Below are 22,185 nucleotides of genomic sequence, written 5' to 3' on the forward strand. Positions count from 1 at the left end.
GAGAGGCATCGTAGTATGCCCAACTGCGCAATGTTCTCACGGCCTGTGGCGTTGCATTCCAACGCTGCGCGACGACGCTTGCCGGATTTCGACCATGTCACGAACACTAAATGAACGGGAGCTTACTGGACGCACACGGACACATGTCGTTCAGTTTTCTGAGCCCAGATTTGCAGCGCAGCCCGAGGTCGGTAAGGCATTTTTAGCAATGCGTGCAGACGCACGTCGCGCTGGAATTGATTTGCTTCCGTACAGCAGTTTCAGGGATTTTCATGCCCAATTGCGGATCTGGAACGGAAAATTCAGCGGAAAGAAGCCGCTGTACGACATCGATGGCCGCCAACGTGATTTCGGTTCGCTGTCGCCGTCCGAGATTATTGATTGCATTCTCAATTGGTCGGCACTACCAGGAGGCAGCCGTCACCAGTGGGGTACTGAAATCGATGTAATTGATGGCGCGACCATGCCGGACGGATATGTTGTGAAATTGCTCCCGGAGGAGGTGGCGTCCAACGGTGTATTTGCACGTCTGCATAGCTGGCTTGACGATAACGCGTACGAATATGGTTTTTTTAGGCCGTACAAAGTCTACAAGGGAGGCATGTACCCGGAACCATGGCATCTCAGCTATGGGGCGCTATCAATGCCGGCGATGCGGCAGGTAACACCAGAACTGCTTACGGAGGTCGTTCGAGGAACGAGCATCCTTGGAAAAGAGCTGATCCTTGAGAGGATTCAGCATATCTATCAAAACCACATTCTTAATATCTCACTGCCAGTGGAGCAGTGGTGAATCAGTTTTGGGCGAGGCATGCATCCCCGAGAAGAGTCATTTCCTCGGGAAACGCCTTGTTCAATCAGTTGGTCTCAAAAAATGCCGGACGATACCAGGGAGTGAAACTCGGCTGCGTCCTTCACCTGGCCACTCGCCGCGAACTCGGCGATCAGCGAACGGCGCGCTGGAGCATGCGGTAATCGGTGTTTCTCAGGGTCTCGATGTTGTGGACGCTCCGGCGTCGATCCGGCGTTGCAGCTCCTCGGCCGCGAGCACGATCCGTTCACCGCTGACTGGTAGTACTCTCTGTTGAACAGGTTTGGTCAGTTTCAACGCATGCAGTTGCAAACCCTGCTTGCTGCTAGCGGAAACTGCTTGCTTGCTCTGTGCCTTTTCCGCGTATGTCTACTGTATCCGATATTCAAATATAGCCGAAATGTTGTCGCGCAAAAAATTCTCTACATGGACGCCCTGTAGAGTGAGGTCGGTGAGCCGGCTGGTCGTAGCCGGGGGGGAGTCGGCGAGGGTGCCTAGCGGCTGGCATAATAGTTTTCGCAATAAAACTAATGGCGACATAGATGATGCATGCAATCAATGGCGATTCTGATTTCGACGCAATCTTTCTCGAGGAAATCGATACGTTTTTGAGTTGGACAGCGACCGTAAGTAGCCTCGCACAACGCACGGGCGCGAGCACGCCCAGATGGTTTGACGGCGAGGTTATTCGAGTTCGTGTGCAGATTGGTGCTCAGAAGCTTTGCTCCGGAGGAAGCTGGGCGATCTGTCTCGCGGACGTTTCTGTTCATTCAACCTATCGCGGGTCCGGGTTTTTCACAATGCTCCTGAATGCAATCGTCGGAGATGAAAGCACCTCCTTCGACTGCGTCGAGATCGGGTCTCGATGTAACGATCGGTTTTCAGGCTGGCTAGTCAGACATGGATTTGAAATTGACGAGACGTCAGAAAAAAGCAGATTGAGGAAATCTTTGAAATAGGTCGCTCTTTGTCGGAGGCATCGCTAGGCTTTGACGTGGCCGCTTAGAGTTTGCTGCCACATTGCCTGGGCAAAAAAACTGGCTGCGACAAGGCACAGATGAGTCGATGTGAGATTTGAGGAACTATCGTGGCCAAGGCCCGCTGCGCATTTAGATCGGCAAGATTTGGTGGATCAAGGCGGCTCGCCTGAATCACTTTCCCGATACATAAGCCAGAGTCTCTCCCAGACACAGCGTCGGGCCATTTGGCAGCCGTTGCGGAAAGACCCTGGCGTTCAGGTCGATGTTGAAAAGCTCTCTGTCGACGCCGAAACCATCCAACGCCTCGCGGTCCTCTCACGCCTCGAGACTGATTACACGAAGATCATTCAAACAGACGTCTCCGTGGCGATCGAGAAGGTGGCCGCCCTAGCGAGACGACACCGCCGTGGTCAACGGTTGCGCTGTTGCGTCACTCGCTGGCACTACTTCAGATGGGACAAGAGGGGGTGTTGCTACGCTTTTCGTTGTTGTGGCTGGTTTGACAGCATCTGCAATGGCAGGCGCCGCAACGTAGGGAATAAACGTCGCTACAGCAACCATGATGACGAATGCAAACATGTCGATTCACCTATCATTCCGGTTGTGCGATCGCGACCAGGAGGACCGCTCTGATCCAATCGTGATGCCCTCGTGTGAGTATGTCCCTGGATTGAGCCGTACAGTATTTCGTACGGGCGATCTAATTGAGGGGAGGGCGGAGTTCTCACATCACATCTAATACCATTAATGCCCCTTGCTGGTAGCGTGCTGCTCTTGGCACGTCGGGTTGAAAACCCGATCTGTTGACACTGGAAACTTCTCCAACTTGCCGCTCGGACGCCTGGGGCGAGCTACCAGTTCACCCTCACAGTTTGGACATTTGCCCCCCAACAGATTTTGCGTACAGTCTCCGCAAAAAGTGCACTCGAACGAGCAAATAAATGCATCTGCGGAATCAAATGGCAGGTCTTTGTCGCAGCATTCACAATTAGGTCGTATGTCGAGCATCCTCCGTCTCCTTCAGCCAGCATTGACGTTTCAGAAAGCCGCCGGTCTCCAGGAAGAAGAGCGCGACGACGCACCATCCACAAAGATACTTTACATCATCCAGAAAGTATCGATATGTTACCTACCGTGCGCACGAGCTTCGATCATATCGCCAAGTGAAAAAACTTGCGTCGCGACCCCTCTTTTACGAGTTGGAAAACTTTGAAAGCCGGATCGCGACAAAGACGCTCAAGGGTATCTGCTAGGGGCTGTGCCACTGCAGCAGAGGGGTGTGGTCCATGGGGTGGGGCCTCTAGCCGCTTCATCGACAACCTCATCCCCTGCCCAAGGTCTGCTATTGCTTGAAAAAAAGGAACCCAATCGTCGGATCAAGGAGCGCGTACCTTTTGATTGCGTCAAGCGAAAGCGACGCGAAAAACATTCTCCAACCAAAGGCAGCTAGTATGGGCCCGAGGAAATGTCTGTGAAATCTCACTCCAAAGCGCTCGCTGGCGCAGCGCGAATTTGATTATTAGTGTCGCAGCGTTCACATTTCCTGGATCTAAGACGATTAGTCTTGTCCGCAAACGCTAGTTTGAAAACATCAAGTTAAATAATTGAATCTGATTCCGGGCGCGATGCGTTAGCGACAGGTAGCAAACTGTTGCGAATTGTCAGAATGCAATGACGCGCGAAGATTCCCTCAATCTCCGACTCCGCAGATCGGATGCAGGCTGAAGCGGCCTCCACATGTTGATGTCCCTTGTCCGCGAGTTGGTACAATAAGCGCTTCTTGCGAGACGGGTCGGCTATCGCCTGAACGAAGCCTGCTGCAATAAGAGGCTTCACCGTTCGAAGCAGGGCAGTCCGTTCGATCACAAGTCGCTCCGCAAGTTCTTGCACGACAATTGGACCGGACTGCGCGATTGACACCAGAATTCCATATTGACTAACAGTCAGTGATACATCTGCGAGGTGACGGTTGTATATCCGCGAGATATAACGGGTCGCGCGCGCAAACACAAAGCCATATCCTTCGTAATGCATGGTCGTCTCCAATTATGGACGTCTCAAATGCCAAATGCGCTGGCTTGCTTTCTCAGTTGTGCAATCTCTACCGCGTGCATTTGAAGGCCGGCCGAGGAGCTGCTAGCCGCAGTGCTTTGTGTTCAGTGGGCTGAACCGGGCCACGCTTCAGTCTCGATCTCATAGCGGGAAGCAAGCGATCCGTCAGAACTGGTATCAGCGCATGTGCGAGTCCGAGAAGAATATTCGGCTGCGCAATTGTCACGAGCTCAATAAAGGCAACTGCTCTCATGATGCTCAACAATACTTGCTTGCGTGAAAAACCTATCGAACGTGCAGCAATGACACTAGCACAAAGTGCGTATAAAGAAGCGTAGACGGGCAGTTTCTGGTCAGCGCTGATGACGCGACGAAGAAAGCGCCGGACCAGCGGAGGAAAGGCCCGGAGAAAGACGGTGTTGTCAATTCCCAGCGCTGGAATTCCTGACGAAAGAAGCAGAACAAAAAGGTACATGTTGATTTCTCTTGTCGTGAATTGCACGATGCAATGGTGTAGCTAAACTATAGAAAAACTGGTGTGAACGCGCTACTGGGATAATCTGGGAAAGAGCTCCCCAGAATTTGAACAAGGCTTGACGGCGGCGGGTCGGGAAGGCTTGCGAACAAGGGAATAGAAATGCACCATGCAGCGCACTGTAGGGGCGTGACATCAATGCGTAGCGAGACGCTCTCGCGGCCGGCAATGACCGGTGCGCATGAAGAAACTCCATCCTTGCGAGCTTAAAGGACGTCAAGATGAAATGCGTATTTTGCAGGTCAAGAGGCAGGGGCTATGTGAACGCCGCATTTGAGATGGCACACATCTCGTCACAGCGTTGACGCAGGTGAATATATCTAGCGCAAAAAACTTAGCTAATAACTTGCTATCCGTAATGCTAAGATCAACCTCATCAGGCGTTTGCAGCTTCCTCCAGGTTCTGGTGAAGACTGTCAGCCAGGACATTCTCAGCCGGCCCGCGAGGCCGGTTTTTTTGTAGCGCGAGTCGTATCACTGAAGGCCGAGAGCCGGATTGCAATGCCTCGATGGCTGCTAGTCAAAGGCTTGTTGTATCAGAAGAATACCTGCGTCACTGTTAGCCGTAAGAGTACAGAGACTGGAGCAATCCGTCGGCAAATACGCAGGTCAGATTTAATGATGTTCCAGTCAGTGTGGGCAGCGGCGATGGTCGGCCGGTTTCGCGGTCGTGAGAGCGGCAGCTTCTGACTTTGTCGCAGGGAGCTAGCCTAGACCTCGGCGTGACTCTTTGGCATGAGAGCGCAGTTTCGGCGTCCTTGAGGAGGCTATTGCTTACCGAACCGAGACAGTGACTCTCGAAGCTTGGGAGCGGCGAAATCAATAAAATGGCGCAACTTGATTGCCATTATGCTGCGCGATACATGAACGATATGGACCGGAATTGGCTCTATCTCGAATTCCTGGAGCACAATCTGAAGCTGCCCCGACCGAATTGCCTCGTCCGCGTCGTGTTCCAGGACAAGCGTTATGCCGACGCCGTCGACAGCTGCGGCCACTGCCGCGTCCGGCGCGGAAACCTGGAGCCGAGGTTCAACCGTTAGAGTAAGCGGCGTGCGCGTCACCGGCAACCGGAAACGCCAAGGCGACAGGTAAGGGCTGTTAAACACGACGCACGGTAGCTTTTTGAGATCGTCCAGTTCGCGGGGCACCCCGTGCTTATTCAGAAACGCAGGGCTAGCACAGAGAATCGTGCGTAGCGAGCCGATACGTGTTGCGATCATGCTGCTGTCTGCCAATTGTCCAATACGCACTGCAAGGTCAGCGTGTGCATCGATCAGATCGAGATTGCGATCGGACTGGAGCAATCGAACGGTGATATCCGGAAACAGGGTCAGAAACTGATTGATGATCGGCAACACATGTTGACGACCAAGTTGCACTGGCGTCGTGACGACTAATTCGCCTCGTGCGGTGGTAAATTCACCTGTCGCTGCTCGTTCCTGGTCAGCGACTAAACTCAGAATATTCCGCGCTGCAGCGATGTACTCGACACCCGCATCTGTTAGCGTCAGCTTGCGTGTGGTACGCATGAGCAACCTCGTACCCAGGAGTTCCTCGAGTTCGGTGACCTTACGAGTAAGCGTTGACACTGGAATTTTCAGTTCACGCGCGGCGGCCGAGAGGCTGCCCTTGTCGACTGCGCTCAGTAACAACTCCATGGCTTCAAGGCGGTCCAAGTCATTCTTCCATTGACTATAAGACGCCATTGTAGGGGATTTATCACTTTTATGGGGTAGCAACACATCTTCCGCCGGGGCGGAACACTTGGCTCCTTTCGCCGTCATCCTCTTTTCGCAACGCGCATGCTCCAAGACAATGCGTCGTCTTTGGCTTCAAGGCGAATTGCGACAAGGAAAAAGTCGCCCAAAAGGCTGACGACTTCCCTTTGGGCAAAGTTGCGCTCATGTCTTTGCCGATTATGTATGGCCCAACGACATCCGCTGGCGGCGCATCTAGGCGTGCAGGTCGTTCGTGTCAATCGTCCCGGAGAAGCACACGCACCAGGACGATTAAACTGAGCACGTTAGAACTGGGTCAATCCACCATCAACCACCAGCTCAGTGCCGGTCGTGTATGACGAATCATCGCTCGCGAGGAACAGGGCTGTTTTCGCAAGTTCAGCTGCCTCGCCAAAGCGTTTCAGTGCGACTTTTTCCTGAAGCCCAGCGGCAACTGCCGACAACTGCTCTTCACTCAGACCGACTTTGCCGTAGAACGGCGTGGAAATCGCACCTGGGCTGATAGCGTTCACGCGAATGCCACGCGGAGCGAGCTCCGCGCCCAGTGTCCGAACTAACGAGCGCGCAGCGGCTTTAGTCGCGGCGAGGATCGACAGACCAGGCATTCCGATGGTGTTCAGAAACGACGTCGTCACAATGATGCTCCCGCCGCTGGGGATGAGCGGGGCGGTCTTCTGAATTGTGAAGAACGTGCCAGTGAAATTCAAGGCCAAGTTGTCTTCGATATATTCCGGCGTCACGGCTTCGAGCGGAGCAACGGTCGAGGCACCAGCATTTGCGAAGACGATGTCGATCCGACCGAATTTTGCGCGCGTTTCCTCGACAGCGAGCTCGATGTCTGAAACCTTGCGCAAATCTGCCTGAATCAGCAACGCCTCATCGCCAAGTTCTTTCCCGGCTGTTTTCAGGCGTTCGGCGTTAGAACCCAGGATAACAACCTTGGCACCTTCCGCGCGGAAGAGCTTTGCCGTCTCCAGTCCGATTCCTGACGTGCCACCAGTGATGAAAGCAACCTTGTTACTCAGTTTCATGTCAATCTCCTCAAAGCAAGCAAAATAGGGATGGCAAACAGATGAGAGTCTTCGGTTTCGACTGCGTCCAAAGATCCAAAGCGCAAGTCACGTGCGTAAATCTCAACAAAAAAACATAAGTATAGCTAACGGAACAACGAAGACTTCAACCTCAATTTCAGCTCGTGGACAGCGTAACGCACATGTGGTCGAGCCTCGTTGTTTTAGCTCGCCCGCCCAGTTTCGTCACGTTTGCTGCACTTGCCTGAGGGGAATCATGCCTCCCAGCAGGCTTTTGCGGAAGTCATCGAAACTGGGCAACATCTAACCAAAAAGTGGTTAGTCGGAGTTCAGATATCTCAAGCGAGCCGCCGGTCGATCTCAATGAGGCCTCAAAGCTCGACTAGCGCTCGCCAGTTGACTATGCCAGGAGCGCCCGTCCTCGCCACAACCAACGCATAGACGGGCATTCCGATTGTCAATTCGCTTGAGCGACCTGCTGTGGCAAGTCCCAGCCGCCTCCTAACGAGCGGAATGTACGAACCGCTGCTCGAGCGGCGTCTGCCTTCGTAGCATCAAGATCATCCCGCGCAACAAGAAGCTGTCGATCTGCGTCCAGCACGTCTGTAAGCGTGATAGAGCCGGCACGGTAAGCTCTCTCGGACAGATCCCGGGCCCGCGTAAGCGCAACAACCTCCTGTTGGAGCTCTTGGGACCGAATCTCCGTTTGAGAGAGAGCCATGAACGCATTCTCCACATCCTCTGTGGCTTCTAGCGCTGCTTCCTTGTACTGCGCCAGCGCTTCTCCATATGCGCCGCGAGCCTGTTTGACCTCGGCGTCCACCTTGCCAAAGTCAAACAGTCGCCATTGGAGCGCACCTGTGCCGACAGGCTGAAATGACTTGGCACTGAAAAGGTGATTGCTCGTTATGCTGTCAAAGCCCAACGCCCCCGACAAGGATATCTTTGGATAGTAGTCGGCAATCGCGACGCCTATTTGTTCATTGGACGCGGCGAGATGACGCTCCGCCGCGATGATGTCCGGACGTCGACGCAGAACATCGACAGGCTGATCTCCCGTGCCGATTGCGGGCACATCCGGGATAACGGCCGCGTTTTCGCCCAGCTCCGTTGCGTACGTCCCGGGTTGTGCGCCCATCAGCACATCAAGCCGGTTCAACTGGGCTTCAAGGGATACCCGCAGCGAGGGCATCGATGAACGAGCCTGTCGCATCAACGCCTCGGCCTGTGCGACCTCGCGCTCGTCGGCCGCGCCCAGACGCTTGCGCGCCTGCACGAGTTCCAGAAGACGCGCATCGGTGTCAATCTGGTCCTGCGTGACTGCAATTCTTGCCTGCAGCCCCCTGACCTGCAGATAGGCATCTGCCGCATCGGCTGCAACCGTGATGCGTGTTCCTAGCTGTGCTGCTTCTGCGGCTTGCTCCTCGTCCCGTGCGGCTGCATGGGCACGTCTAAGTCCGCCTGCCAGATCAATCTCCCAGCTTGCCGTTGCGCCAACGATGTACTCCTTTTGGTCCCGACTGTAGTTCGGGAACGCGCTGGCCAATGCCCCAAGTGGGCTTGTCGTGCTCTGATGCATCGCTGTGGCAGACGCGCCGGCGTCGACCGTGGGAAGCAGTTGGGCGCCAGCCGCCTGGGCGGCCGCTCGAGCCTGTGCCACCCGCGCGATCGATGCCTGGAGGCTAAGGTTTTGGTCAAGCGCACGCTGAACAACCTTTTCCAACATCGGATCATTGAACCCGGTCCACCAGTTGTCCAGGCGAGGGGCTGCTAGCGTTGTTTGCCGGCTAGCGACTGCATCCTTATTGTGAAACGGCACCAACTCCGTCTTCGGTGCAACGTAGTCGGGTCCGACGGCGCAGCCGGCGAGGGCCGCGCCGACAATCAGGCTGCCTATGACTGCCTTAGATGTTCGGGATAGAAAGTGGCTCATTTTGTCTCTCCGCTACCAAGCTTCTGGGGCAGGGGTGAAATGTCCTTGGTACCGAGGTTGCGGACAAAGGTGTAGAACGCCGGCGTAAACAGAAGGCCGAAAATGGTCACCCCGAGCATGCCAAAGAACACTGTGGTTCCGAGCGATTGCCGCATCTCTGCGCCTGCGCCGGTGGCCACGGCGAGCGGTGCTACACCCGCGATGAAGGCGAAAGAAGTCATCAGGATCGGCCGCAACCGCACATGCGCCGAATGCACCGCTGCTTCCTCTGCTTCAACTCCATCCTCGTCCTGCCGTTGTTTCGCAAACTCTACGATCAGAATTGCGTTTTTGGCCGCTAGTCCGACGAGCACCACGAATCCGATCTGCGCGAGGATGTCGATTGGCATACCCCGGATATCAAGACCGATCGCTGATGCAAGCAGACACATGGGTACGATCAGCACGATTGCCAGCGGTGTCTTCCAGCTCTCGTACTGAGCTGCAAGCACGAGGAACACAAACAGCGCGGAAGCCGCAAAAATCATCAACGGAGACGTGCTCTGTTGCTCCTGCTGATGAGCGAGGTCGGTCCACTCAAAGGTGATGCCGTTCGGAAGCACCTGTGTAGCGAGTTCTTCCATCCGCTTTATTGCATCACCCGATGCGGTCCCCGGAGCAGCTGCACCCATGACCTCGGCCGCTGGGTAAAGATTGTAGCGAGGCACGCGATACGGGGCCGTAGTGTCCTTGAACGTCGCCACTGTACCAATCGGCACCATCTCGCCAGAAGCATTACGCACTTTCAGTCGAGATATGTCCTCGGGTGTTTTCCGGAACGCCTCGTCGCCCTGAACGAGCACCTGATAAGTGCGGCCCAGATAGTTGAAGTCGTTCACGTATTGCGAACCGAGGTACAGTTGCAACGTCGAAAATACATCGGTCGGAGTCAGTCCAACCTTTTCAGCTTTCAGGCGGTCGATGTCCGCGTAGACAGAAGGCGCACCTGCGTTGTAAAGGGTGAACACCCCCCCAAACGTCTTGTCCTTGTTAGCCGCTGCGACAAGTGTGTTTGCAGCATTCGCAAGCGCCTGAGGTCCAAGACCAGCGCGGTCCTCCAGCATCATCTTGAAGCCCCCAGCAGCACCCAGGCCTTGAACCGCTGGTGGGTTGATCACGATGACAACAGCGTCCTTGATGCCTGATAGACGTTGACGCAGTTTCACCAGCATTGTTGCGGCCGTAATACCGGGAATGTGCTTGCCGTATAACGATGGTAAAGCTGTGAAGATCGTGCCAACGTTGGGCGCTATGGTGCTGGTCGTGACATCAAAGCCCGTTGTCGGCGAAGTGTGTTCGATGCCCGGTGTCTTAAGAATGATATCGTTCACCTCTCGAACAACTTTGTCGGTGCGCTCAAGGCTGGAACCAGGCGGCAGAAAGACAATAACCGCCTGATAGCCGATATCCTGGTCAGGAATAAAGCCTGTAGACATTCTAGACATCTGCAGCCCTGTTGCAGCGATCAAGCCAGCATAGATCACCAGCATGACAGTCGTAGCACGGACGAAGCGTCCTGTCATCTTGCCATAGTGCGACGATAGCCAATCAAACGCTACGTTGAATCGACCAAATATTGCATCGTGAATGCGGCCGATTCCGTGCGATTCGCCGTGTGTCTTCCCAATCTCATGCGGCTTCAGAAGAACTGCGCATAGAGCAGGGCTCAACGTAAGCGAGACGAAACACGAAATCACCGTGGAGGCTGCGATAGTGATTGCGAACTGCTTGAAGAACAGCCCCGTGATGCCGGACATAAGTGCCGCCGGTCCGAACACTGCGCACAGCGTGAGCGCGATGGCGATGAGCGCAGTCGATACCTCGTTCATCGTCTGGTGGGCGGCCTCCCGTGGTGACATGCCAAGCGCCATATTCCGCTCGACGTTCTCAACAACCACGATGGCATCGTCCACGACGATCCCCACCGCTAGCACCAGGCCGAACAACGACAGATTGTTAATTGATGCGCCGAAGATAGCAAGAATGGAGAAGGTGCCGATAAGCGATACAGGTATGGCAACGACTGGGATCAGAGTTGCCCGCCAGTTTTGCAGGAACAGGTAGACGACGCCAACAACAAGCAGCACTGCAATGAAAATCGTCTTGATGACTTCTTCGATGGAACGGCTAACAAAGGTGGTCGGATCATAGATGTTGATGTAATCCATGCCGGGCGGAAATTTCTTCTTGAGCTCGGCCATCTTGTTCCAGACAGCATGCTCAACCTGCACGACATTCGCACCAGGCGTGGCAATGACCCACCAGGGAGCTGATACATAGCGGTCTGCATAGGCTTTGGAACCGTAATCCACCGAACCTAATTCAACGCGGCCAATGTCACGGATGCGTGTGACGCGTCCCTGCGTGTCTGACTTTACGATGATGTCGCTGAACTGCTCGGGCGTGGAAAGACGACCAAGCGCTTCAACGTTGATCTGGTAGGCCGAGCTACTGGAAACTGGCGGCTGATTCAGCACGCCCGCCGAGACCTGGGCGTTTTGTGCCCGTAGTACGTTAAGGATTTCGCTCGCGCTGATGTTATACGAAGCGGCCTTGTCAGGATCGATCCATATACGCATGGCGAATTGCCGGTCGCCCAGTACCCAGAAGTCAGCTACACCTGGCAGTCGTGCAATTTCGTCTCTGACATGAAGCATGTAGTTGGACATATATTCAGCACTGCGCGATCCGTCCGGGGAATAGACGTGCACACCCAGCAGCAAAGCCTGAATCGTCTTCTTGACCTGGACACCCTGTAGCTGGACTTCCTGCGGCAGCCGCGACAACGTATCCTGCACACGGTTGCGTGTCAGCATGAGGGCGACGTTTGGATCGGTGCCGACCTTGAAGATCACCGTAATCGTGAGCTGACCATTACCAGTCGATTGGCTGGTGATGTAATCCATGTTCTCGACGCCGTTTACTGACTGTTCGAGCGGAGTTGCGACGGTCCGAGCAATCGTCTCGGCAGATGCGCCAGGATAAGTGGTCGTTATCTGTACGGTTGTGGGAACAATGTTGGGATACTGCGCAACAGGTAGGGACACCATTGTTGCCAGACCCAGCAGGACAAGGAAAATATTGAGCACCGCTGCGAAGCGCGGATGCTCAATGAAAAAGTGGGTCAGTTTCATGATTTCGCCCCACCGTCGTTTTGCTCAGACGTGAACTGGACCGACCCAGCGTGCGGCGATACCTTGGAGCCCGGTCTGACCGTAGGAATGCCGTCAATGATTACCTTGTCGGTCGGAGTAAGGCCCGAACGGATGACTCGCAGACCCCCGCGAAGATCGCCAATCTCGACGTGCTTCGGCGTTGCGACATCGTCCGGACCCACGACGAAGACCATATGTTCTGACTGGTCCGCGAGCACGGCAGCATCCGGTACGAGCAAAGTCGGCTGCGGCGTCGATACTGCCAGACGAACTCGGGCAAAGCCGCCTGGCGTCAGGAACAGGTCACTGTTCGGCACAGTAGCTCGTGCATGAATGGTGCCGCTCGAGCGATCGAGTGCGTTGTCGATGAAGTTAAGTGTGCCTTGCCGATTGAAATCTTTTTCATCGCCCAGCGAAATCTTCACAGAATTAGCGAGTGCGCCCTTTTCATTTTCACGCGCTCTCTGGAACGCGATGTAATCGGCCTCGCTCATGTCGAAATCAAGATAGATGGGATCGAGCGAGACAATTGTCGCGAGGAGCGTAGTAGGGCTGGTGGCGGCCCGGCTACCAGCCACAAGATTTCCAGTCGAGACGAGGTGGGTGCCAATGCGTCCAGTGAACGGCGCCGTGACTTTGCAATGGTCCAGGTCAAACCGCGCATCGTGAACTAGTGCTTTTGCGCCATCGACCGCTGCTTCGGCTGCATGCTGCTCTGCGACGCGCTGGTCAACATTCTCAACAGTTCCGGCGTCAGCCTTCTGTAGTTCCTGGGCGCGCGTCAACTGGCGGGTCGCAAGCGACAGCCGGGCATTCGCCGATTCGAGTTCTGCCGTCGCCTGACTCATCCTGATTTGATAAGGCTCTGGGTCGATTTCGAAGAGAAGATCGCCTTTGTGAACGATGTCGCCGTCCTTAAAGTGAATCTGCGTAAGCGTCCCACCCACCTGGGCGCGCAATTCAACGCGATTGACCGCTGAGAACTGGCCGAGGAAACCGAGTCGAGACTCAAGGTCGCGCTGGATGGGCGCGCTAACGGCGACGGAAGGCGGCGGAGGCGCCGCAGCTGCAGCAGAACCTGATCCACGCAGGTGATACGCCGCTGCAATCGCAACGGCAAGCACGGTCAGCGCGACGATGGACCCTACCCGAATCCGGCGTCCGGAGTTGACAGGTCTCTGGGGGACAATTGCTCCGGCTTCGGACCGGTTAATGCTGTCGTTCATGGCATTCCTCATAGAGTTTATTGAGAAGTCCGCGTCGCTACACCAAGGGTGTGGCACTGCGATCAATGCGTCGGCACAACCTCACAACCGTCCGTAGCTCGCTCGCCGTTTCGCTCAACGTTAGATGATAAAGTGATACTATCCGCAATCAAGATAATACTCATAATCTAAAATGTCAAGCGGTGGTGAGATGATCAAAGCGTCAGCAGACCGACTAGGTTTCCCGAATTGTCCCTGCTTTGACGACACGATAGATGATCGTCTACCGCTAAAAAATAGATTATAGTTACAATCCTAAGTAGGGAGATTTGAAATTCTGTAAGCGGGCACTACCATAAGTGACAGGCGACAGGTAACCGCGAAACATCGCGGGAAGGACTAGCTGATGAAGAAGTCGAAGGTGGAAACTGCGGAAACACGGAAGCGGATTGTGGAAGCTGCCGCCCGAGCGTTTCGCAACAATGGAATTCATGCGACAGGTGTCGCGGAAATCATGTCGGCTGCGGGAATGACACATGGCGGCTTCTATCGGCACTTTGCGTCCAAAGACCAATTGGTCGCCGAAGCGTGCGCTGCCGGTATGGAGACAATCGTCCACTCGGCTGAAGCCGCAGGCAAAGGAGGCGAGGAAGCTTTCCTTAAGCATTTGGTGACTTTTCTTTCGGACGAGTATCGTGACGATTGCCTGGGCGGCTGTCCGCTCGTTGCCGTGGGTAGCGAGCTGGCTCGAGCCGACATGGAGACGCGTCGCGCAGCGTCCCAAGGTTTTCGAGAATTGATAGATGTCATAGTCAAACAGATCTCCTTCGATGACCCGGCAGCAGCAAAAGGCGAAGCCATATTCGCTGTTTCGGCGATAATCGGCGCAGTAACCCTGTCGAGAATCGTTGACGATCCCGAGCTTTCCGACCTTGTTCTCGAAGAGTCCAGAAAGCGCGTGGCCGAATTCTGGGCGAAATCTCCACAAGGCGCCTTGGAATGACAATGATGAGTTGACTGCATGCCTGCCTCGCTGCCTCTTCACGTACTGCTCTTCATGAAATTGCGACGGCAAGCCTCTGCTCTAAGCAAGTTATGCCGTACTCGATTAGGCCGTGGTTTCTGCTTCCTCACCAAAGAACGGATAATCTATGTAGCCGAATTCCGTTCCGCCGAGGAGCGTCGAACGATCGTAAGGGTTGAAGGGTAAGTTGCGGCGGATACGTCGTGGCAGGTCCGGGTTGGCAGCGAAGTGGCGTCCGAATGCAACCAGATCTGCGTCTCCTGCCTGAATGATTGCTTCTGCAGAATCGCCGTCAAAACCACCAGCAGCGATGATGGTGCCCGGGAAGTGTCGTCTGAAGTACCGGGTGGCAACCGGATTTTGGTCGACACTTTCGTCCTCAGCAACACCATTGATGCGCGGTTCGATCAGGTGCAGGTATGCAATATTTAGCTTGGCAAGCTCTTGTACGACATAAGTAAAGAGGGCAGTCGGGTCGCTATCGCACATCTCGCCAAATCTGCCGCTCGGGCTAAGACGAACCGCTACTCGGTCATTGCCCCAGACAGAAATGAGAGCGCGTGTGGTCTCAATAAGCAGCCGCGCGCGATTTTCAAACGAGCCGCCGTAAATATCGGTCCGCTTGTTGCTTCCATTCTGAAGGAATGCATCGAAGAGGTAGCCGTTTGCTCCGTGCAATTCAACGCCATCGAAACCGGCAGCGAGGGCGCGCCGGGCGGCAGTGCGGAAACCTTCTACGATTGCTGAAATCTCGTAGATACCAAGCGCACGATTTGGTGTAGCGGCAACCCATCCGTCTTCCGTAAAGGCTACGCCGGTGTGAGTCACCTCCGATGGTCCAGCAGGCCGACCGCCATTCGGCTGCAAATCTGCGTGCGACTGACGGCCGGCATGGTAGAGCTGCGAGAAGATTCGACCACTTTTGGCGTGGACTGCATCGGTTACGCCGCGCCAACCGGCGATCTGGCTGTCGTCGTACATACCCGGGGAGCCTAGATAACCATTCCCGTCCGCCGTTGCAGCCGTCCCTTCAGTGAGAAGAAAGCCGCCGAGCGAAGTACGTTGGCCATAGTACTCAGCCATCAGTGGACCCGGAATACCGCCATCTTCTGCCCGCATCCGCGTCAGTGGCGCAAGAACGACACGATGTGAAAGTTCGTACGGGCCGATCCTAACGCTCGTAAAAAGTCTGGACATAATTTTCCCGCAAAAATAGAGTCGCTGGGTCATGACGAGGATGATGGTTATCCAGATGCGATTTCAGGTAATTTGTCCAGCCGGTCTTGTCGCGAACTCAATGAGCAGAGTTTATGTGCACAGTTGCGAAAACTGTATCCAGCCATGCTAGGAAACAGCTCCCCAGATTTTGGGGATATCATGGGCAAGTTGACTAAATTCCACGTTCGGGAAGTTAGGTCATTCCAAAGTGTGCCGCTTGTTTTAAAGTGCACAAACCTGCTCACGCAGTTTGTCTTCGCAGGGCAAACGGTTGTCGCTGCTGATGGGCGCGGCGCGAGCGCCGGTACCAGGGGTGCCTTTCGCACTCCGCCGCGCCGCGCCGTGTGGCGAGCCAGCGCTCACGCACCACACCTCTGTACGCTGCATGAACGTCGCGCCAGGCAGTCACACGCGAATCTCAGCTTTTCCTTGCAGGTAGCACGAGGGCGTGGTGACCGCCTCGTACCGGAACACGGACAGCCGTCCCGGCACGTTGCAGACATTCAGTCAACTCCTGCCCGCGACTGGCGATGGCGCCCGCCGCCGCAGCATGCCTACTCCAGCTGCGTCGTGATGCGTACTTCACCGCACCGATAGTCGCCGTGTAGGCTGGGTCAATTCTGATCAGTTCGATACCTGCCCGGAAGCACTTCGCTTCGAGCAGTTGCCGGGCTGCCGCTGTCACTGCGCGACCTGACGTTGCGGACCGGATGGACGAGTTCTATAGCACGATGAAACGTAAGCTGTACACGCGCGTCACTGCCGACGACGGCAAGGCGAAATCGCACAAGGTCGCCTTGTGCCGTGAGCGCGGCATTTCGGCGCGCATGTTCAATGCAATGGCCATCGATCTGCAAGGGTCCATCGATGACACGCGCGAGCTGTTCAAGAAGAAGCGCAGGGGTGTTCGTGCGGGCATCCGTCGGCTCAAAAGGCTGCTGGCGCACGGCATGCGCAACTCGAAGAACCGGCAGCCGACCGTCTACACCTGAAGCCGCAACGCGAAGCGAAGCTACGTCGCGCAACACATCGAACCGTCGTCCGCCTGGCGCAACTCAATGCCCGGCTGGCAACTGTGGAGCGGCGGTTGGAGAGCAACGTGCCCGGCATCTGCTTTGGTACGCGCAATCTGTTCAGGTAGCAACACCGCCTGGAGCTTGCAGGCTTCGACAGTCTCGAAGCATGATGGGTGCGTATGGCAGGCGAGCCGCTCGCACCAGGTTTTCTTCGTCAGTTCGAAGGACAAAACAGCGGGAAAGCAGCTCTGCCAGTTGCGCACGACTGGTGACGGAAACTATGCACTGAAGATCTTCGTGCAGGGCAGTCTGCACTGCCTGCCGATGATAGATGCGCTCCGGATACCATCGCTCGAGACATCTCAAATCGTTGGGCGTTGACGCGCAGACCTGTCAGTTATTGGGTCGGTAACATTTACTGGATTATAGTTGACATCCAGGGTATTTGATTGGAAGGCAACGTAACGATGTACAGCTTCGCATAAGAAAAAATTAAGCAACTACATCCAAGCGTGTAAGCCCAATCCTTGGTTCGAATTAACACAATCAAGAGCATCTATTTGCGGTTTGAGCGATAATCAGCAGCAAATTCTTTGTTCAGGAAAATTGTGGACAGTTCACATCGACCATATCCAGCTGGATATCGCTTCTCGGAGCAAGTGGGCCATCTACTGCGCCGCGCCTATCAACGGCATATGGGGATTTTCCAGCAGGCGATCCCGGACGCACAGCTCACTGCCGCTCAATTTATTACACTCTGCGCGCTTCGTGAGTTGGGCGCGAGTTCTCTGAACGATATCGTCAAGTTTACGGCCATTGATCAGGCGACGCTACGCGGTATAGTCGATCGACTGAAGGTGCGCGAGCTGATCACGGTCGCCGCAGACCCGTGGGATGGGCGCAAGGTGCTTGTGACTAACACGCCCGCCGGCGAAGATCTTATAGACCAGATCACTCCGTTTGGCTTCCAGATATCGGAGCAAACGTTTGGAGAGTTGAATCCTGCAGAGCGCGTGGCGTTGCTGTTTCTACTCAGAAAAATGATCGAGACGGACTGATAGACGCTATCGCTCCCGCACGCGCTGCGCATCATCAATTGACTATAAATTAGTCGAATTTCTTCGGTAGCCGGCTGGACCACCCGTTGGCTGGTGCGGTCTATCCCGATGTATCCAACCAGTCACACCTCGAACCGCCGATAAGACGCTACGCCTGGGTCCTGTCAGATCAGTCTGTCGGCCTTCCTACGAGTGCGCTGAACCATGCGTGGTGGAGCCAATTGTCTATTGTTCAATTCTTCGGAAAAAGAGAAATAGAAAATCGTTCTCAGCAAATTTTATTGGATTTATATTCAACAATTGTAATCGCTATGGCATATTAAATTGTTCGTGTTCTTGCGGAGATAAGGTGTATGCACTAGGATGTCGTGACGGGATCGTTCAGTTTCATCGGTGCACTTCGCGTTTGTACAGCACGCGGTGAACGAAGAAGACGTCAGCTACTGAGCTGGAAGATCAGACGGAATCAAGTCTGGGAAGCTCCATGGAAGAGCACAGCCAGATGAATCGGTAAGCAATCTGTCATGAGCAGATTGAATCGGTGGGGGGATGTTTGTGTTGCATTGCGTCGTCGTTCAATTGGCCCTGGACATGGCAATACGACGCGGGGAACCTTCTACGATACGAGCTGAAACGTGAAGATGTCTGTTTGATCTATACGCATCACTGCGGCAAGGTCGAACTTGATAACTGAGGTAGAGACTCGAATCGCTTTGGGTGTTGCCGCGTTGCTCTTTGCTAAGTCTCGGTTGGCCGTTTAGGTGTCCTAATTGAGATCAATTTTCGATCCGAAAAGATCGGAAAAGTACTGGCGGAGAGGATGCTATGAGAGAAGATCAGACAACCAGTGTCTGGCAGCGGATTTTGGATGATATTTGCTCAGTCGGTTACCCTGACAGGACAGGTTCTGAGCCGGTCCAACGGCCCACTGTTCGAGTAAAATGTGGTCGCCCGCCAGGCAATACGTCACGCGACGAAGAAAGTCGAACATGGGATGCTGGTGGGATTGCTGACATAGAAAGGCGTAGCCGAGGCACTATCGCAATGGACTGGGCTGATGCAACACTTGGCCACTATGGTGAACAACTCTGGTCTCTCGGCGTGGCGCGTAGGAAGGCGATATGTGCGCTCTCTGGAGAGCCGATCAAACGCGGCGACAGCATTTACAGACCACGTCACATGGGCGGAAAAGCCCCGTCGAACGCGACAGCAATGATCCTCGCTTCTTTCCTGGATGCACGTTATTTTTCGAGCAACAGATCGAAGGATTACATGGAGGCAAGTCGTTAGTCGCCGACGGATGTGTAGCTAGCTAAGAGAAATAGACGGGTTTTCTGCGTGATTTTCGCGAGGCTGGCATACTGAATCAGCTCGCTTCCACAGGAGTATTTCATCCCCTCTTAAGCCCGCTCTTCCCGGAGCGGGCTTTTTTTACCCGAAGCGTGGCCTGACGGCCTCGGCCTTCAGGCCGGGGATGAAAAGCGCGTGTAGACAGCGCAGCCCGGATGCTGTGATTTTTTAAGGGAAATCCCAGGTGTGCCTATACGGAGAAACAACCGTACTGGCACATGCAGAAGACTACTCGCGTTCTCCCCTCCGGCTCAAAGACAGGCACGCCCGTGCGCTGCAGGAGCAGGCACGGGCAGTAAATTCCGTCTGGAACTACTGCAACGAGCTTTTGTTGAAGGTGTGGGAACGTGAGCGCCGGTTCCTTTCAGGCTACGACTTCCAACCCTTCATTAAAGGCGCCAGCAAAGCCTGACTTGAACTTCACTGGAGCGCGATACAGGCCGTCGCCGAAGAATACGCTTCGCGAAGAAAACAGGCCCGGAAAGTGAAGCTGCGCTGGCGCGCGTCAGGCGGTTCGCGGCGCTCGCTGGGCTGGATTCCATTCAAGGCAACGGCGACCCGATATCGGAACGGGTAGCTGTTTTTCGGCCAGATGGCCCTTTCGCTGTGGGACAGCTATGGTCTCGCAGACTATGAACTGGGCGCGGGCAATATCAGCGAGGACTCGCGCGGCAGGTGGTATATCAACATCTGTGTGAAGCTGAGTCCGCAGCACGGCCCGCGTCGTAGCGAGGCAACGAAGTCACGTTGCCGATGAAGATGACGCCGTACTCCTCTATGAGCGCCGTGGAAAGCTTGTGCAACTGGTCTTTCCGTGAATTCTTTATCTTTACATGAAGCGCACGCACGCGTGCCTTCTTCTTCGCGCGCTGCGCCTTCGCAAGCTCGCCTTCGAGCTTGCGATAGTGCCGCCCGGAACCCACCACGTGTCCGTCGCTCAGGGAGGCGAAGTCTTTCAACCCGAGGTCAATACTGACGGTCAATGCAACTCCGTTGCGACAGAGAGGGTCTTCATTGCGTGGTGTTTGTGCCACTTTGGGAGAAAATGCAGGGTTTTCTGCTTTAACTTCCGAATAGCGCTAGGATCAGTACAAGGCCGTTTCTTGATGCTGTTCAGCATGCTAAGCAAGACAGAGTTGAGACGTTATGCCTCGAAGCTTAAAACCACTAGGCGCGTTACTCGGGGTTGTTGTCAGCATTTGGAAAATTCGTGTGTGACCCGTTCGTTGCCGACGACGCTGCCTGTTTCGCAGCGGGCGCTCACGAAAGAGGGGGAACTCACTCTGTCGGTCTAGCGGTCGGGTCGATGGGCCCGCTGGTCTGGCTGCAAGTCTACAGTTCAAGGTGTGTGTCGAGATGCTTAAAGAATATGATCTTCGGTCAGATGTTCTCGATACGCTTATTGGGTCTGCTGCGGTATCGCCGCGTCACGACCGGCTCCGTTCGCGCTTGGCGGAACGCTTAAGTTTTGATCGAATTGCGTGTGTCAAATCGTGCACTCAATATTCTCCGCGACCCGGGCGGATACTTGATGCTAAACACAGAGAAGTCGCTGCGGATTTTCGAGCATGGTTACCAGGCGAGCTCGAGGCACAGGGAGGCGATGCGGACTCGGCCAGAAACCATTTTCATCAGTCAGGTCTCACCCTCACCGAGATACGAAGAGTGCTGCATTACTTTACGCACGACCGGGGCGGTGATCAAGATGACTTTGTCCAGTTTCGAGTTTGGGAAGAACAGGAGTTCCTCGCGCAAGAACCGTTTGAGCGCAAGATCTGGTGGCAGTACGGTGGTGTAGACGATTCCGAAATCGCTGCCGAACACAATCGCCGGCGCCTCGATAAAGTGCCGCTCGGGGCGCCCAGATATCGTCTGCACGATGCTGTCGACATCAAGGTATTCAACGTCATAGTCAATAGTTGGTATGCATATGAGAGGGCGGTACGCAGCGGAACCTGCATCAGTTTTTCCCCCATTGATGTTGCGGTAGTCTGTGCGATGGCCCGGGAGAGTCCGAGCCGAGATTTTTACCGCTGCGCTAGAGATGGCCAACGATTTTTCGATGACTGGTCCCAATCAAGCCTTGCTTCGGCTGGAGCGTGGATCGGTAGTCGCTGGTGCTTCGACATTCTTGAGTACATGGACGCGCGTAACATCCGCTCTTTGACGTTTTTCCCCCAATGGACTCACAGCCAAAATATTTCGTCGATAAAGAAATGCACTGCGAGTGACATTTGCGGTTTGTATGCGCGCTTGCAACGATTCGACGGGCGGGTTGGTGGGCCGTTCAGTTGGTTTTTCCATGGGTTGCAAGGCGATCTGGTCAAGCAGAAGCAGATAGATCTGATCGGAAAGGGTGCGGAAGCGGGACTCATCGTTCTTCCACCAGAGAATCAGCGCATCCTGCAACGATGGATGGAACAGCCTTACGGGTTCTAAGAGATACGAAGCTGGTGCAATGTCTTCTTCGGACCTGCTTCACTACCTCTGAGAGCGCTTATGGAAATGGCAGTCACTGTAGCAAAGCAATGTTCGGTGCGCATGGTATCGGCAGGCTTTCAACGAACCGGTCATGGGTCAATGTGTGGCTGTGGCAAGTGTTGATCGTCAGAAATATCACGAGTTCTGCATCATTAGACGGTTGCAGCTAGCATGGAATCACCCTCAATTTTCTAGCCCTTAAATTTACCAATCTGTAAGGATGGCATGATGAAGAGACAAACTTTTGGTCACGTAAAAATTCATCGCTGGGTTGGAATCACAAAAATGAGAGTGGAGGAAGGTGAGACACACAAAGAGCCGAACCCCAGCTCAGCAGACATTGATGAACTTAGGCGTCGGTTGAGTGCGATGACCCATCGCCTGCAGGAAATTACGATGATAACGATAAAGATGGAGATGTTTGGCACCGGAGTACGAGGCGATCAAAAATATGATGACCTCAACCGGGAGTACGATCGGCTTGTGAATGACTCGCAATCTGTTAGGGAGCAGTTGACCGCGCTCAACGATGCGTAGCAGGGCGCGATAGCAATG

The 22,185-nt window shown here is 54.6% G+C and carries 17 protein-coding genes; 8 read left to right on the plus strand and 9 right to left on the minus strand.

The features are described 5' to 3' along the window. Positions 1–94 precede the first annotated feature (94 nt). Positions 95–793, plus strand: a complete 699-nt coding sequence (locus P3T16_RS26940) for a M15 family metallopeptidase (RefSeq protein WP_429344598.1) — start codon at positions 95–97, stop codon at positions 791–793. Between the two features lie 560 nt (positions 794–1,353). Further along, complete coding sequence (locus P3T16_RS26945) at positions 1,354–1,770, plus strand: hypothetical protein (protein WP_429344599.1); 417 nt, start codon at positions 1,354–1,356, stop codon at positions 1,768–1,770. Between the two features lie 765 nt (positions 1,771–2,535). Here P3T16_RS26945 and P3T16_RS26950 read toward each other — a convergent pair. From P3T16_RS26950 to P3T16_RS26980, 7 genes are all read right to left on the minus strand, one after another. Continuing rightward, positions 2,536–2,799 carry a DUF1272 domain-containing protein gene (locus P3T16_RS26950; protein ID WP_429344600.1) on the minus strand — a complete coding sequence of 88 codons (264 nt, stop codon included), beginning with the start codon at positions 2,797–2,799 and terminating at the stop codon, positions 2,536–2,538. Between the two features lie 588 nt (positions 2,800–3,387). Continuing rightward, complete coding sequence (locus P3T16_RS26955) at positions 3,388–3,825, minus strand: MarR family winged helix-turn-helix transcriptional regulator (RefSeq protein WP_429344601.1); 438 nt, start codon at positions 3,823–3,825, stop codon at positions 3,388–3,390. A gap of 1,320 nt (positions 3,826–5,145) precedes the next feature. Next, on the minus strand, positions 5,146–6,057 hold the full coding sequence (locus P3T16_RS26960) for a LysR family transcriptional regulator (RefSeq protein WP_429344602.1): 912 nt from the start codon (positions 6,055–6,057) through the stop codon (positions 5,146–5,148). Between the two features lie 347 nt (positions 6,058–6,404). After that, a complete protein-coding gene (locus tag P3T16_RS26965) occupies positions 6,405–7,151 on the minus strand; it encodes an SDR family oxidoreductase (RefSeq protein ID WP_429344603.1) in 747 nt (248 codons plus the stop codon). Positions 7,152–7,608: 457 nt separating this feature from the next. Then, the gene (locus P3T16_RS26970) at positions 7,609–9,084 is read right to left on the minus strand and encodes an efflux transporter outer membrane subunit (protein ID WP_429344604.1); all 1,476 of its coding nucleotides are present in this window, start codon (positions 9,082–9,084) and stop codon (positions 7,609–7,611) included. Beyond that, positions 9,081–12,257, minus strand: a complete 3,177-nt coding sequence (locus P3T16_RS26975; protein WP_429344605.1) for an efflux RND transporter permease subunit — start codon at positions 12,255–12,257, stop codon at positions 9,081–9,083. The genes P3T16_RS26970 and P3T16_RS26975 overlap by 4 nt, the downstream gene beginning before the upstream one ends. Next, the gene (locus P3T16_RS26980; protein WP_429344606.1) at positions 12,254–13,504 is read right to left on the minus strand and encodes an efflux RND transporter periplasmic adaptor subunit; all 1,251 of its coding nucleotides are present in this window, start codon (positions 13,502–13,504) and stop codon (positions 12,254–12,256) included. Before P3T16_RS26980 ends, P3T16_RS26975 begins: the two co-directional genes overlap by 4 nt. A 385-nt stretch (positions 13,505–13,889) precedes the next feature. Here P3T16_RS26980 and P3T16_RS26985 point away from each other — a divergent pair, with 385 nt between their 5' ends. Continuing rightward, a complete protein-coding gene (locus P3T16_RS26985) occupies positions 13,890–14,486 on the plus strand; it encodes a TetR/AcrR family transcriptional regulator (protein WP_429344607.1) in 597 nt (198 codons plus the stop codon). Between the two features lie 105 nt (positions 14,487–14,591). Here the strand turns inward: P3T16_RS26985 and P3T16_RS26990 are convergent, their stop codons facing one another. Beyond that, complete coding sequence (locus P3T16_RS26990; RefSeq protein ID WP_429344634.1) at positions 14,592–15,704, minus strand: alkene reductase; 1,113 nt, start codon at positions 15,702–15,704, stop codon at positions 14,592–14,594. A 752-nt stretch (positions 15,705–16,456) separates the two neighbouring features. On the opposite strand from P3T16_RS26990, the gene P3T16_RS26995 reads away from it, so the two are divergent. The 3 genes from P3T16_RS26995 (at position 16,457) to P3T16_RS27005 (ending at position 19,089) form a co-directional block, all read left to right on the plus strand. Then, a complete protein-coding gene (locus P3T16_RS26995) occupies positions 16,457–16,717 on the plus strand; it encodes a hypothetical protein (protein ID WP_429344608.1) in 261 nt (86 codons plus the stop codon). A 629-nt stretch (positions 16,718–17,346) separates the two neighbouring features. Next, positions 17,347–17,799 (plus strand): MarR family winged helix-turn-helix transcriptional regulator, encoded by a 453-nt coding sequence (locus P3T16_RS27000; protein ID WP_243856758.1) that lies wholly within the window; start codon positions 17,347–17,349, stop codon positions 17,797–17,799. 825 nt (positions 17,800–18,624) lie between these two features. After that, the gene (locus P3T16_RS27005) at positions 18,625–19,089 is read left to right on the plus strand and encodes a DUF3331 domain-containing protein (RefSeq protein ID WP_429344609.1); all 465 of its coding nucleotides are present in this window, start codon (positions 18,625–18,627) and stop codon (positions 19,087–19,089) included. Between the two features lie 743 nt (positions 19,090–19,832). Here the strand turns inward: P3T16_RS27005 and P3T16_RS27010 are convergent. After that, positions 19,833–20,132: a transposase gene (locus tag P3T16_RS27010; RefSeq protein WP_429344610.1), complete on the minus strand. Its 300-nt coding sequence runs from the start codon at positions 20,130–20,132 to the stop codon at positions 19,833–19,835. A gap of 682 nt (positions 20,133–20,814) precedes the next feature. Between P3T16_RS27010 and P3T16_RS27015 the strand changes: the two genes are divergently transcribed. After that, the gene (locus P3T16_RS27015) at positions 20,815–21,588 is read left to right on the plus strand and encodes a hypothetical protein (protein WP_429344611.1); all 774 of its coding nucleotides are present in this window, start codon (positions 20,815–20,817) and stop codon (positions 21,586–21,588) included. Between the two features lie 267 nt (positions 21,589–21,855). After that, positions 21,856–22,167 (plus strand): hypothetical protein, encoded by a 312-nt coding sequence (locus tag P3T16_RS27020; RefSeq protein WP_429344612.1) that lies wholly within the window; start codon positions 21,856–21,858, stop codon positions 22,165–22,167. Positions 22,168–22,185 lie beyond the last annotated feature (18 nt).

Origin of the sequence: Paraburkholderia sp. GAS42, assembly GCF_050436565.1 — a bacterium.
GTDB lineage: Bacteria > Pseudomonadota > Gammaproteobacteria > Burkholderiales > Burkholderiaceae > Paraburkholderia.

Bases quoted from the DNA above. Each gene is read 5' to 3' on its own strand.
- P3T16_RS26940 (WP_429344598.1), top strand. From the start codon at position 95: ATGTCACGAACACTAAATGAACGGGAGCTTACTGGACGCACACGGACA.
- P3T16_RS26945 (WP_429344599.1), top strand. From the start codon at position 1,354: ATGATGCATGCAATCAATGGCGATTCTGATTTCGACGCAATCTTTCTC.
- P3T16_RS26950 (WP_429344600.1), bottom strand. From the start codon at position 2,799: ATGCTCGACATACGACCTAATTGTGAATGCTGCGACAAAGACCTGCCA.
- P3T16_RS26955 (WP_429344601.1), bottom strand. From the start codon at position 3,825: ATGCATTACGAAGGATATGGCTTTGTGTTTGCGCGCGCGACCCGTTAT.
- P3T16_RS26965 (WP_429344603.1), bottom strand. From the start codon at position 7,151: ATGAAACTGAGTAACAAGGTTGCTTTCATCACTGGTGGCACGTCAGGA.
- P3T16_RS26970 (WP_429344604.1), bottom strand. From the start codon at position 9,084: ATGAGCCACTTTCTATCCCGAACATCTAAGGCAGTCATAGGCAGCCTG.
- P3T16_RS26975 (WP_429344605.1), bottom strand. From the start codon at position 12,257: ATGAAACTGACCCACTTTTTCATTGAGCATCCGCGCTTCGCAGCGGTG.
- P3T16_RS26980 (WP_429344606.1), bottom strand. From the start codon at position 13,504: ATGAACGACAGCATTAACCGGTCCGAAGCCGGAGCAATTGTCCCCCAG.
- P3T16_RS26985 (WP_429344607.1), top strand. From the start codon at position 13,890: ATGAAGAAGTCGAAGGTGGAAACTGCGGAAACACGGAAGCGGATTGTG.
- P3T16_RS26990 (WP_429344634.1), bottom strand. From the start codon at position 15,704: ATGTCCAGACTTTTTACGAGCGTTAGGATCGGCCCGTACGAACTTTCA.
- P3T16_RS26995 (WP_429344608.1), top strand. From the start codon at position 16,457: ATGAAACGTAAGCTGTACACGCGCGTCACTGCCGACGACGGCAAGGCG.
- P3T16_RS27005 (WP_429344609.1), top strand. From the start codon at position 18,625: ATGAGAGAAGATCAGACAACCAGTGTCTGGCAGCGGATTTTGGATGAT.
- P3T16_RS27020 (WP_429344612.1), top strand. From the start codon at position 21,856: ATGATGAAGAGACAAACTTTTGGTCACGTAAAAATTCATCGCTGGGTT.